The organism is Rhodopseudomonas sp. BAL398, assembly GCF_033001325.1.
GTDB lineage: Bacteria > Pseudomonadota > Alphaproteobacteria > Rhizobiales > Xanthobacteraceae > JARJEH01.
On sequence record NZ_CP133111.1, the window covers coordinates 4,079,524 to 4,091,938 of the forward strand.

The 12,415-nt window shown below is 64.5% G+C and carries 14 protein-coding genes; 5 read left to right on the forward strand and 9 right to left on the reverse strand.

The window, feature by feature from the left end:
* Positions 1-39 precede the first annotated feature (39 nt).
* Positions 40-1,437, reverse strand: a complete 1,398-nt coding sequence (locus RBJ75_RS19220) for a cytochrome P450 (protein WP_044415963.1) — start codon at positions 1,435-1,437, stop codon at positions 40-42.
* Positions 1,438-1,661: 224 nt separating this feature from the next.
* Here RBJ75_RS19220 and RBJ75_RS19225 point away from each other — a divergent pair, with 224 nt between their 5' ends.
* A complete protein-coding gene (locus tag RBJ75_RS19225; protein WP_044415965.1) occupies positions 1,662-3,347 on the forward strand; it encodes an MFS transporter in 1,686 nt (561 codons plus the stop codon).
* A gap of 86 nt (positions 3,348-3,433) precedes the next feature.
* Here RBJ75_RS19225 and RBJ75_RS19230 read toward each other — a convergent pair whose 3' ends face one another.
* The 5 genes from RBJ75_RS19230 to RBJ75_RS19250 all read right to left on the reverse strand — a co-directional run bounded on the left by RBJ75_RS19230 (position 3,434) and on the right by RBJ75_RS19250 (position 5,994).
* Positions 3,434-3,655, reverse strand: coding sequence for a hypothetical protein (locus RBJ75_RS19230; RefSeq protein WP_044415967.1), 222 nt, complete (start codon positions 3,653-3,655; stop codon positions 3,434-3,436).
* A gap of 31 nt (positions 3,656-3,686) precedes the next feature.
* Positions 3,687-4,025 carry a phasin family protein gene (locus RBJ75_RS19235; protein ID WP_044415973.1) on the reverse strand — a complete coding sequence of 113 codons (339 nt, stop codon included), beginning with the start codon at positions 4,023-4,025 and terminating at the stop codon, positions 3,687-3,689.
* A gap of 166 nt (positions 4,026-4,191) precedes the next feature.
* Positions 4,192-4,596, reverse strand: a complete 405-nt coding sequence (locus tag RBJ75_RS19240; RefSeq protein ID WP_044415969.1) for a hypothetical protein — start codon at positions 4,594-4,596, stop codon at positions 4,192-4,194.
* An 82-nt stretch (positions 4,597-4,678) separates the two neighbouring features.
* Entirely contained in the window at positions 4,679-5,035 is a 357-nt protein-coding gene (locus RBJ75_RS19245; RefSeq protein WP_276156568.1) for a hypothetical protein, read from the reverse strand.
* A gap of 332 nt (positions 5,036-5,367) precedes the next feature.
* On the reverse strand, positions 5,368-5,994 hold the full coding sequence (locus tag RBJ75_RS19250; protein WP_044411012.1) for a TetR/AcrR family transcriptional regulator: 627 nt from the start codon (positions 5,992-5,994) through the stop codon (positions 5,368-5,370).
* A gap of 353 nt (positions 5,995-6,347) precedes the next feature.
* On the opposite strand from RBJ75_RS19250, the gene RBJ75_RS19255 reads away from it, so the two are divergent.
* A complete protein-coding gene (locus RBJ75_RS19255; protein ID WP_044411019.1) occupies positions 6,348-6,644 on the forward strand; it encodes a hypothetical protein in 297 nt (98 codons plus the stop codon).
* A 63-nt stretch (positions 6,645-6,707) separates the two neighbouring features.
* Here the strand turns inward: RBJ75_RS19255 and RBJ75_RS19260 are convergent, their stop codons facing one another.
* On the reverse strand, positions 6,708-7,601 hold the full coding sequence (locus RBJ75_RS19260; RefSeq protein WP_044411022.1) for a LysR family transcriptional regulator: 894 nt from the start codon (positions 7,599-7,601) through the stop codon (positions 6,708-6,710).
* A gap of 108 nt (positions 7,602-7,709) precedes the next feature.
* On the opposite strand from RBJ75_RS19260, the gene RBJ75_RS19265 reads away from it, so the two are divergent.
* A complete protein-coding gene (locus RBJ75_RS19265; RefSeq protein WP_044411024.1) occupies positions 7,710-8,375 on the forward strand; it encodes a peroxiredoxin-like family protein in 666 nt (221 codons plus the stop codon).
* A 133-nt stretch (positions 8,376-8,508) separates the two neighbouring features.
* Positions 8,509-9,207 carry an SDR family NAD(P)-dependent oxidoreductase gene (locus tag RBJ75_RS19270; protein WP_044411027.1) on the forward strand — a complete coding sequence of 233 codons (699 nt, stop codon included), beginning with the start codon at positions 8,509-8,511 and terminating at the stop codon, positions 9,205-9,207.
* 145 nt (positions 9,208-9,352) lie between these two features.
* On the opposite strand, the gene RBJ75_RS19275 is transcribed toward RBJ75_RS19270, so the two are convergent.
* Entirely contained in the window at positions 9,353-10,036 is a 684-nt protein-coding gene (locus tag RBJ75_RS19275; RefSeq protein WP_317528518.1) for a flavin reductase family protein, read from the reverse strand.
* Between the two features lie 48 nt (positions 10,037-10,084).
* Here RBJ75_RS19275 and RBJ75_RS19280 point away from each other — a divergent pair, with 48 nt between their 5' ends.
* Positions 10,085-11,599: a 4-hydroxyphenylacetate 3-hydroxylase family protein gene (locus RBJ75_RS19280; protein ID WP_044411037.1), complete on the forward strand. Its 1,515-nt coding sequence runs from the start codon at positions 10,085-10,087 to the stop codon at positions 11,597-11,599.
* Between the two features lie 47 nt (positions 11,600-11,646).
* On the opposite strand, the gene RBJ75_RS19285 is transcribed toward RBJ75_RS19280, so the two are convergent.
* A complete protein-coding gene (locus RBJ75_RS19285; RefSeq protein WP_080901021.1) occupies positions 11,647-12,414 on the reverse strand; it encodes a GntR family transcriptional regulator in 768 nt (255 codons plus the stop codon).
* Between the last annotated feature and the right edge of the window lies 1 nt (position 12,415).

The window sequence follows — 12,415 nt, forward strand, 5'->3', positions numbered from 1 at the left end:
CATTCAAACATTTTCCGGATGCAATCCGATGACGATGCGTCAACGCCGGCTGATGCGGAACATCGGCGAGCGATCCGGCTGGGTGGTGACGACGCCGAGCGGCAACACCGGCGCGCGGTCGACCAGTTCGACCCGAAACGTGCCGATCAGCCGGGCCAGCGCTAGCGTCGCTTCCACCACGGCGAAATGCGCGCCGATGCAGACCCGCGGCCCGACCCCGAACGGCAGATAGGCGAAGCGGTCGGGCGGCGGCGCGCCGGGCAGGAAGCGCTCGGGCAGGAAGGCGTTGGGCTCTCGCCACAGCTTCTCATGCCGGTGCAGCAGCCACGGCGCAATCAGCACGATGTCGTTGCGGGCGAGCGTCATGCCGGCCACCTGGTCCGGCCCCGCCGCGGCCCGCGCGATCAGAAAGGCCGGCGGATACAGCCGCAGGGTTTCGTCGAGCACCGCGCGGGTGAACGGCAGGCGCTCGAGCTGCGGCGCGCCTCCCCCCGACACGGCACGCGCTTCCGTCGCCACCCGCTCCTGGGTCTGCGGATCGAGCGCCAACAGATACAGCGCCCAGAACAGCGCCGTGGCGGTGGTCTCGTGACCGGCCAGAATCATGGTGGCGACCTGGTCGCCAAGCTGATCGTCGGAAAATGCCGCGCCGGTTTCCGGATCGCGCGCCGCCACCGTCAGGTCGAACAGGTCGCGCGGCGGCGCGCCCTCGTTCTTGCCGGCAGCGCGACGCTCGGCGATCAGCATCGCCACGAAGCGGACCCAGCGCTTGCGGAACACGGCGCGCGACAGATCGTGCGGCGTCGGCCACCACAGCGGCAGCAGCAGGTCGAGCAAGCGCGGCCGTCCCAGCCGAATGCCGTAATCGATCACGAAGTCCCGCAGCGTGCGGCCATGCTGCTGCATCCCGAACGAAAACATCGTCCGTCCGGCGATCTCCAGCGCCATCAGCTGCATCGCTTCGCGCAGATCGACAGGGCGGTCGCGCCGCCGATCGAGATCGGCGATGGCCTCGTCGGCGGCCGAGATCATGTGCGGCACCAGCATGCCGACCGCGCGCGGCGTGAAGGCCGGCGCCAGGGTCCGGCGCTGGTGTTTCCAGGCGCGGCCTTCGGCCAGCAGCAGGCCCTCGCCGAGCATCGGCCGCAACACGCGAATGCCGGCCGCGGTGCGGGTGTAGTTCTCGTAATTATCGACCAGCACATGCCGGATCGCATCCGGCGCGTTGAGGATGAGGCTGCCATGGCCGAAGAACCGGCCTTTGATCACATCCTCCTCATAGGCCTGCTGGCCCCAGGTTTCGATCGCGCTGGTGCGCATCGCCGCGAGTTGGCCAAGCGTCGACATGCCCGGCGGCGCCCGCGGCGGGCTCGGCGGCACCAGCGCTGCGCGCGGCACCGCGTCGGATTGTCGAGCTTGGGCTTCGGCGATGCTCACGGGCGGCCTCGCTACGGATCAGGGACGCCGGTTGGCGGTTTGTATTCATATCAGGTCGCTTCCCCGCGCGTTCAAGACGTCGGAACCGGGCGCCCCGGCAGGCGCGGATGCCGCGGCCGAGGCGCGCCGTAAGCACTGGACAGCGCGGCGGCTTCACGGGCATCACTAAGGCAGCGTCGGGAATCGGATAGCGGCGAGTCGATACGACATTGGGTGGAAACGGCATGGCGGAAACTCCAGGGCGAAGGCAGTTCGCGGCCGACGGCGTCGCCGCGCCGCTGCGTCACGCGCTGTTCCGCCGGATCTGGCTGGCCAGCCTGCTGTCGAATCTCGGGTTGATGATCCTGGCCGTGGGCGCGGCCTGGGAAATGACGCTGATGACCCCGTCGGCCGACAAGGTGGCGCTGGTGCAGACCGCCTTGATGTTGCCGATCATGCTGATCTCGATGCCGGCCGGGGCGATCGCCGACATGTATGACCGACGCGTGGTGGCGCTGGTGGCGCTGATGATCGCGCTGACCGGCGCCACCGCCCTGACGGTGCTGAACCAAATCGGGCTGGTGACGCCGGAGATCCTGCTGGCATTCTGCTTTGTCGTCGGCAGCGGCATGGCGCTGTTCGGTCCGGCCTGGCAGTCCTCGGTCAGCGAACAGGTGCCGCCCGAAACGCTGCCGTCGGCGGTGGCGCTGAACGGCATCAGCTATAATATCGCGCGCAGCTTTGGCCCCGCGATCGGCGGCATCGTGGTGGCGACCGCCGGCGCGGTGGCGGCCTTCGCCGCCAATGCGGTGCTGTATCTGCCGCTGCTGATCGTGCTGTTCCTGTGGCGTCGGCAAAGCGAGGTGTCGCGGCTGCCGCGCGAGCGGCTGAACCGGGCGATCGTCTCCGGGGTGCGCTACATCGCCAACTCGCCGTCGATCCGGATCGTGCTGGCGCGAACCCTGGCGACCGGGATCGCCGGCGGCTCGATTTCGGCGCTGATGCCGCTGGTGGCCCGCGACCTGCTGCAGGGCGGCGCCCAGACTTACGGCATCATGTTGGGCGCGTTCGGAATGGGCGCGGTGGTCGGCGCGCTCAATATCGGGATCATGCGCAAGCGGCTCAGCGCCGAGGCGTCGGTGCGCGGCTGCGCGCTGATCATGGGCGCGGCGATCGCCGTGATGGCAGTCAGCAGCTCGCCGCTGATCACCGCCGCGGCGCTGGTGGTCGCCGGGGCGGTATGGATGGCGGCGATCGCCTTGTTCAACATCGGGGTGCAGCTGTCGGCGCCGCGCTGGGTGGCGGGCCGCGCGCTGGCGGCGTTCCAGGCCGCGATTGCCGGCGGCATCGCGATCGGCAGCTGGGGCTGGGGCTATGTCACTGACCAGCTCGGGGTCGAACAGGCGCTGCTGATTTCGGCCGCGACGATGTTCGCCTCTCCGCTGCTCGGGCTGTGGCTGCGGATGCCGCCGGTCGGCTCGCGCACCGAGGACGCCGCGGTGCTGGCCGATCCGGAGGTGCAATTGGCGCTGACCGGGCGCAGCGGCCCGCTGGTGGTCGAGATCGAGTACCGAGTCGATCAGGATCACGCCCGCGCGTTTCACAATGTGATGCAGGACGTGCAACTCAGCCGCCAGCGCAACGGTGCCTATGGCTGGTCGATCGCCCGCGATATCGCCAATCCGGAATTGTGGACGGAGCGCTATCACTGCCCGACCTGGCTGGATTATCTACGCCAGCGCAATCGCTCGACCCAGGCCGATCGCGAGCTGCATCAGCGCGCCATCGCGTTTCATCTCGGCCCGGACCCGATCCAGGTGCGGCGGATGCTGGAGCGTCCGTTCGGATCGGTGCGCTGGAAGGACGCCTCGCCCGACCGCGCCGGAATCGAGGTGGTGCCGGTGACCGGCGTCAGCGGCGGCCCATCCTGAGCGGCGCCGAGCATTTGCGATTCTGATCGATCAGAACCGCAGCTTTGGAATGTTGTTTTGACGCGTTTTCGCTTCGCTCGAATTCGCTATTGGCCGTGGTCGGCCAAGGCCTTGGCGCAGCTCTTGCTCAGCTTGGCGCGATGCTGCTGCAGGCAGGCCAGGATCACCATGTCGTCTTGATCCATCAGCGCGCGGCAAAACCGCGAGACGTCGCGGGCGCAGCCGGGGTCGTGGCGCGGACGGCCCTGCTGCGCCGAGGCGGCGGAGGCCACCAGCACGATAGCTGCGATCCCGGCAATCTTCTTCATCGATAGGACTCCATACATCCGGCCCTCCCGATCACTTGCGCGGGGTGATGATGGTCGGCTTGGTCATTTCGACGACGTCCTTGGCTTGATCGGTCAGCACCCGAAACTGGGCCTGCAGGAATTCGGTCTGGATCCGCGCGACATCCTGAAAATCCTTGGCGTGCATCATCTTCTCGGAGAAATCGAAGGTCGCCGCGACGTTGCGGTCGACATAGCCCTTCAGCGTGGTGGCCTGGCTGCTGCTGCCCATCGGAGCGACCGACAGGCTCTTTTCGATGAACTGCAGATAGTTGGTCATCGCGCCACGCGCCTGCTCGAGATTCTTGCTCATCAAGTTGAGAATGACGTCGGAGGAATCCTTGTCTGCCATCATGATCTCCTGGGGCTATGATCGGCGGCCGCGTCACGGCCGCCGGGGCACTGGCGCAACGCTGACGCCCGGCGTCAGACCGCGGCGGGATGATTGTCGTCTCGTCGCGCCGCAGCTGATCTTCGCGCGTGATCCGAAACCCGCATCCGATTTCCGGGATCGCGCGCTAATTGAACCGGGCATTGTCGAGCCGGTCAGCGACCCGTTGCGCCCGGTAGATCTCGGAGATGTACCAGATCAGGGCGACAACGGCGATGATCCGGACGAAAGCCGGCGGGATCATCAACCCCAGCGCGATCAGCCCGAGCGCAACCGCGGCCGACTTCACCAGCTTGTCCTGATCCTCCAGGAACGGCGCGAAGTGTCGCCGGTTCTCGCTGTTCCACAATGGCGGCTTGAGACGGTGGAGGCCAAAACTGGCCCATGCGTCCTTGAAGCCGAGTTGGCGCGCCCACAACAGGTATAGGGTGATCCAGAACGCCAGAAACACCACAACCGGTGCCATCGGTCCGGCGGCAGCGGCGGCGACAATCAATAGCGCGACAGCGAATAAGATAATCCAGTTTTGCATCGGAATAGCCTTTGGTTCTGATTTGGCGATGCCCCGGTCAGCCTGCCGATCCGAGACATCCACCACTTGCTGTTTTGCGGCGTCACTTGCGCGCGCAGGAGACGACTATCTGGCTCGATGTCGGGCCGCAGCCGGCCGTCATCTGGCCATCCGCCACCGTCAACCGGTCGCTGAATTTGGCGCTGGTGGGACCGATACAGATCGCCGACACCAGGGCCTCGTCGGACGAACACGTCGTCGGGCAACCGTCGGCGGCACATGACGAGGAGACCACGGCACGGAACGTGATCGGCGGAGGAACCGGCGCTGGCGCCTCTGCTGGCGCCGCGGCGGCGGCCGACTCGATCAGGCCAGCCCGCGAACCACCCTCGCGCGTGGCAACGGCAAGGACGGCAACAATGATGAAGGCGGATATTAACATCATGGTAGATGAGCGCATAATACCTCCATACCTTTGATAAAGGGATCGATACCAGCCGTAACGTCGACATCGTAACAGTGCCGGCGAAATCGAATAGAGCCAAGTTGCAATTAGGCTTAAGCGGTTTCAACAGCGGCGCCGGCTGGTGCGCTGCAACGCGGCGGGGCGGACTATAATCGCAGCGGCGGCCGGCGCGGCACCATCAGTAGTGGTATCAGGACGCCACGCCTTGGCCGGCGATCACGTCCCGAGCCGCCGGGTGGCAGGCGGCAGGGCAGCCGAAACCGGTTACGGAAACCAGAAGCAAAGGGACCAAGAGAGAGCGGTCGGGTGCGAATACGACGCTCGTATCAATCGGTGCGCGCGATGCCGTTCATCAGCATATCCATGCTCGCCTTGGTAAAACACTCGATGTCGATCGCGCGTCGCGTGCCGAACATCAGTGACCACACACTCAGCAGCAATGAGGGACTGATCAGAATTTCGGCGGAGAGCGTGGCCGGGGACGCGCGGAATTCGCCGGCGGCAATCCCGCCGTCGATCAGGTCGCGGACACGCTGCAGCATCGGGTGGATGAATTCGTCATAATGCTTGTCGACGAGATCGGGAAACCTGAATCCATCACAAATCAGAAAACGCAGAACTTCGCGTGACGACCTATCCTGGGAGATGCGCTGATACATGAAGATCATCATCGCGTTCAATCGCTCGGCATATGACCCTGTGAGCGTCGCGGCGTGTTTTTCCAGATCGGGAAAGAGAGCTTGCGACTTAAAGCGCACCATCTCGGTGAAGACGCGCTCCTTGGTCCCGAAATAGAAATAGATCGTGCCCTTGGTCACGCCCACGCGTGCAGCCACGTCCTCGATCCGAGTGGCGACATAGCCGTTCTTGGCGAATTCCTCGAACGCGGCCTCGAGAATTTCCGCCGGTCGTTCCGCCTTCCGCTGGGAGCGGATTCCACATCGCAATGCCACTAAGTTTCCATCCGATCAATTTCATTGACTTATGGGTCAGTCAATGACTATTAGGTTTTATCTGATTGTGGGGCAATTCCACCGATGTTTCTACAGGCGCCGATGATTTTTGCCATTGCCGCCGGAGCGCGTGCAGGCGGCAGGGAACCCGCGGCGGCACGGGCAACGACGCTCGTGACGTCCGATATCCTCCTGCCGGCGCGCCAGGCCTGCCCTCGCGGTGACGTCGAAGGTGCGACAGCTGCGGTCACATCTGCCGGCATTGCCGTCTTTGGTGGGGGTCTCTGGCGATGGCTTGGCCAACTTATCCTGCCCGAGAGGGCCCAGACAGCGCCGGCAACAGGCCCTACCGCATGACGGATAAGGATCAACCCGATGATTTGGATCTGTTCCGGGGCGTGCGGGTGCGCATGAGCCCCCTGGGCCGCGAGCGTCATCCAAAATACGGCGACCGGCGCGGCGTCATCGTCGGCCAGGGAAGCCCGAGCAGCTGGCGCGTCAAATTCGACGAGCGCAGGACCGTGCAGGCGATCCATCGCGATTATCTGGAGCGGGTACCCATTTCGTCCGGCCCGGACCGAACCAGCGTCAATCGCGCGTCATCGCAGCACGACGGCGGCGCCGAGCAGCGCTGCCCGGACCAGGAATAGACAGCGCCGCAATCGAGCCGACCTTATATTGTTGAAATCCCAGCAAGGGATGCGGCTGCTGGCCTAGGCAGCCGGCCATTTGGCGGATTCGGCGACAAGGAAATCGGCGAAGGCCCGTGCGGAGGGCTTGGCGCCTCTGCCGTCCGGAAACACTGCGTGCAGTTCGACCGACCCCATATCCCAGTCGGCTAATACCCGAACGAGGGAGCCGTTCTCCATCTCGCCTCGGCAACCGACGCTCGCCATCGAGGTCAGGCCGAGGCCGGCAATAGCGGCCGCTGTGGCGACTTCATTGACGGTCGCCGTCAGCCGGCCCCCCACGCGCACCGACGTGGCCTTGCCGTTCTTGCGGAACGTCCAGGCGGGGCCGAGCCGCGACGGCCCGACGATGACCGAATGCGCTGCGAGGTCGGCGGGCGTCTGGGGAACGCCGAACCGTTCGAGATAGGCCGGCGAAGCGACGATCACGCGTGGCCATGCCGCAATACGACGGGCCACTGCGGTCGAATCCGGAAGCGTGCCGAATCTCAGCCCGATATCGATGCTCTCATTCACGAAGTTCTGCCGCATGTCGTCGGCCAGCAGCTCGACCCGCAGCGCGGGGTGCTTCTCCATGAAAACTGGCAGGCGCGGCGCGATCTCCCGGATCGCGAAGGTGGATGAAAGGCCGATCCGCAAAACGCCGCGGAGTTCGCCGGTCCCGCGCACCGCGTATTCGGCTTCGTCGAGCGCGCCGAGAAGCGGTTCGACCCGTGCCAGGAAGTCGGCGCCGGCTTCGGTCAGGGTGACCGCGCGTGTCGTGCGTGTGAACAGAGCTGCGCCCATCTTGCGCTCGAGCGCCGCAATCGCGCGGGACACCGTCGGCTGAGGAATATTCAGCTCGCGCCCCCCGGCCGAGAAGCTCCCCCGCCGGGCGACGCGAACGAACAGGCGCAACGACGAGAGGTGATCATTCATGGCCAAGATGGATAACTGAAAGCCATTATCCCCGTCTACCGGCTTTGATTTGGATGGAGCACTTTCCCGGTCACAGGACGCAAATGCGCCGCAACCGAGGAAAAAGCGATGTCCCTTCAAGACAAATTGGATGCCCTCAAGACCAAATTCGAAACCGAAATGGCGCCGCCCGACGTCGTGGCGGTCATGCACCGCGTCACCGACGACCTGATCGCTTCGGGTCAGGCTGGCCGTGCTCTGCACGCCAGCGACCGCGCTCCGGCCTTCGCCCTACCCGATCCGGACGGCAAGCTGGTGTCGTCGCAGGACCTGCTGGCCAGAGGTCCGCTGGTCCTGACCTTCTATCGCGGCGCCTGGTGCCCCTACTGCAATCTCGACCTTCAGGCGCTCGAGGAGGCTCGGTCTCAAATCGAAGCGCGCGGTGCATCTCTTGTTGCTGTCTCACAGCAGACAGCCGCTAACAGCCGCAAAGCCCAGCGCACCAATAAGCTCGGCTTCCCCATCGTCGGCGACAAGGGCGGCGAACTGGCCGCGAAATTCGGAATCCGCTGGCACCTGCCGGAAGACCTGCAGACGGTCCACAAGCAGCTCGGCGCCGATCTCGTCGCCTTCAATGGTGAGGACAGCTGGACGCTGCCGATGCCGGCGCGATACGTGATCGGGCAGGACGGCGTCATCGCCTATGCGGAAATCAATCCGGACTATACGCGCCGGCCGGAGCCTTCGGACGTGTTGCCAGTGCTCGATCAACTGAAGCGTTCGAGCGCGGCCTGACGCGGCGTTCCCGACCGCAAGCCGGGGAACGAATTGGATCTCCGACTTTGACGTAGCATCCCCAAGCGCACACGACCGATCCGTTCATGCGAAGCGGCCGGCGCCTGGGGCATCAGGAGAGGAGGACCCATTCATGACCAGAACAGCTTTGATCGTCGGCGCCGGGGCCGGCATCTCGGCCTCGTTTGCACGGCTGCTCGCCGGCGAGGGCTATGAGATCGCGTTGGCGTCGCGAAATCCGGCCAAAATCGCGGCCCTGGCGGCTGACCTAAAGGCCACGACGCACGTCTGCGACGTCGCCGATCCTGCAAGTGTCGATCAGCTCTTCGCGCAGATCGACCGGCAGTTCCCAAGACTGAATGTGTGCCTGTTCAACGCCTCGGCGCGAGCGCCGGGGCCGATCGTCGAGGTCGACCCCGATCAGGCCCGCGCCGCGCTTCTCGCTTCAGCCTATGGGGGCTTTCTCGTCTGTCAGGCTGCCGCGAAGCGGATGTTGCACCATGGGGCCGGCAACATCCTGATGACGGGCGCGTCGGCGAGCGTGAAGGGTTATCCGCAGTCCGCCGTGTTCGCGATGGGTAAGTTCGCCTTGCGCGGCCTGGCGCAGTCGATGGCCAGAGAACTCGCGCCCAAAGGAATCCACGTCTCGCATTTTGTCATCGATGGAGGCGTGCGTAAGGCGACGGCCGGAGGCGTCGAAGGCGGCCACGCGGCGGACGACAGCTATCTCGATCCCGACGCGATCGCCCAGAGCTACATGCACGTCGTCAACCAACACCGCAGCGCGTGGACTTGGGAAATCGAGTTGAGGCCTTGGCTCGAGAACTTCTAGACCCTCATACCGAAATGGCGGGCGCCACCTTAGCTTGAACTGGCTCTATTGGAACTATTGGGTTTGGGCCCTGCTGAACCTGAACGTGCAACGCATCCCCGGCAATTCCAGCGGTCATGCGCGCGCGTCAGTCACAGCTCGCCGGCTACCAGCCGTGCAGCAAATAATCGACGCCTTGCGGCGTATCGATTTTCGCGTCGGGATCGAGCTTGCGATAGCGGCCTCGATAGAACAGCAGCGGTCGCGGAGCCTCGACTGACGTGGCGGTGTAGGACATGACGCGTCCGATCAGAACCAGATGATCGCCGCCGTCATGCCGGGCATGACACTCGCACTCGAAACAGGCGTTTGCGAACGGGATCAGCGGCGCGCGCGCCAGGTCGGCCGACTCCTCGATGCCATCCCACTTGTCAGTGAGCGCGCGCGCGAAGCGGTTCGATACCTCGCTTTGCGATTCCGTCAGGATGTTGACGGCGAAATGCGACGCGCCGGCCCAGGCGTCGAACGCCTTGGCGTTGCGCGCGATGCTGAACAGGATCAGCGGCGGATCGAGCGATACCGAGTTGAAGGAACTGACGGTCGCGCCGATCCGCTCGCCGTTGCTGGACCGCGTGGTGACCACCGCGACACCGGTCGGGAACAGACCCAGCGCATCACGGAACGCTCGAGGCTCGATGGTCATGACCAGTCTCCAATCATGCGACGGGTGGGGCCGCTGGAAGGGTTCTTGCGATGCACGGGATCCCGGTGGATCGCCGAACATCGCGGCGGACGTTGATGGAATTGCGGAATAAGCGAGCCGCCCGCAGCCGATTTCGGCAATTGACATCTACCATATTTATGTACATATTGTATATATAAATCAATGGAGACGTCGGTGAACGTTCAAACGGCCGGGCCGCTTGCCCTCGAAGCAAATGCTGGATTTCGCACCGGCGCTGATTTTCTCGCAACCCTCGCCGCCACGCCGCGCGCGGTGTTCGTTGACGGCGAGCGGGTGTCGGATCCGTCGCGTCATCCGGCATTCCGCCAGGCGGCGAAGCAGCTCGCCTCGCTGTATGATTTCGCGTTCGCGCCCGAAAATCTCGAGATCATGACCTATCTGGAGCCGGAGACCGGATTGCGTGCGTTGCGCTGCTACCAGATCCCGAAAACGGTGGCGGACCTCACCGCGAAGCGCATCGCCGCGGAAAAATGGGCTGAGTTGTCGTTCGGCCTGATGGGGCGCAGCCCCGACCACGTGGCGAATTTTTTCACCGGCTACGCCGCGAAGCCCTCGGTGTTCGCCAAATCTGGCGCTCAATACGCCGAGCGCGTGGTCAACTTCTACAAGCATTTGCGCGACAATCATCTCTACGTCTCCTACGCGATCGTGCCGCCGCAGATCGACCGCAGCAAATCGGCCAGCAACCAGTCCGAGCCGGATCTCTATGCCGGCGTTGTTCGCGAGGTCGAGGGCGGCATCATCATCAAGGGCGGCCAACAGCTCGCCACCGGTGGCGTATTCGCCGACTATCTGCATCTGTCCAGCATTCACCCGCTGCAGCCCGGCGACGAGAATTACGCCATCAGCGTCGCTATTCCGATGAGTTCGCCCGGCCTTCGGCTGCTCTCGCGTCGGGCGTTCGCCACCCAGGCGACCAGTTCCTACGATTATCCGCTGACCAGCCGGTTCGACGAAACCGACAGCTTCGTCGTGCTCGACGACGTGTTCGTGCCGTGGGATCACGTCTTCATCTATCGCGACATCGAGCTATGCCGCGACCAGTGGTGGAAGACGCCGTCGCACACCTACGGCAACCATCAGGCGCAGGCCCGGTTCTCGACCAAACTACGGTTCCTGCTCGGCATGGCCAAACGCATGAATGAAGCCACCGGCAACGACGGCGCGCCGCCGGTGATGGTGCAGATGGGCGAACTCGCCGCGTTGGCGTCGATCGTCGAGGGCATGCTGTTGTCGCAAGAGGCACTCGCCACCGTCGACGACGAAGGGGTGCTGTGGCCGTCGAAAAGCATGCTCTATGCGGTGATGGCGTTGCAGGGCGAAATCAATCCGCGGATGATCGACATCGTGCGCGAACTGACCGGCGCTGCGATGATCACCTTGCCGTCGTCGGTCAAGGATTTCGAAAATCCGGAGACCGCCAAGGACATCGAGCGCTATTATCGATCGTCGAAAATGGGCGCCCGAGATCGCGTGGCGTTGATGCGGATGGCGTGGGACTTCATCGGTACCGAATTCGGCAACCGCCATCAGCAGTATGAGAAGTTCTACGGCGGCGCGTCGTTCATCGTGAAGATGAACATGTTCCGCAGCTACGACTTCAAGCGCGCCGGCGCGCTGGTCGATCGCGCCCTGAGCCTGCCCGAGGTCGACATCGAGCCGTCCTAACGCCGGCTTCGGGCTTGCCCCGGTGCGGCGGTCCCCGGCCGAAGCGCCTAGGAACTCTTCGCCGCAACGGGCCGTCGGTTCGCTGAGATAGCCGCGCTCGCAGCCGTCGCTCTGCGGGCGCGCGGACGGCCGCGCGGCATTGTCTGGGCGTTCAGCGTTTCGAACGCCGCAATCGCCGAGAGGTGAGCATGCTCGACGTGTTTGACCGCAGCGCCGCGGGCGGCGGCGCCGTTCTTGGTTGCGATCGCCTGGTAGATCGCTTTCATCTCCTGCAGGCTGTGCTTGGCGCGTCCCGGCTGCGACATCGAATGCGCGCGCAGAAAGTTGATCCGCGCCAACAACGCCGACACCGTCTCCTGAATGATCCGGTTTCCGCACAGACGCAGGATGTGACCGTAAAACGTTGCCGTCGAGGCGATCTTACCCGGCATGTCCCGGGCGCGGATCGACCGACCGAACGCGACAAGCGACGCCCGCATCGCTTTGAGATCGTCCGCGGTGGCACGTCTGGCGGCGATGAATGCGGCCTCGCCCTCGAGCAGGGCGCGCACCTGATAGATCTCGGCGGCGTGCTCCGGCGTCAGAATCGGAATATGCGGCCCGCAATTGGGAATGATGGCGATCAGCCGTTCCGCTTCCAGACTGCGCAACCCCTCGCGGATCGAGGGCCGGCTGACGCCGAGCATCTCGCAGAGCTCGGCCTCGATCAATCGATCGCCGGGCGCAAACATTCCATCGGTGATTGCGGCGCGCAGCTTCTCGACGATCTGCTGTTGAACCGTCTTGGGCGATATCCGGAGATCGTGAGCCGTCATG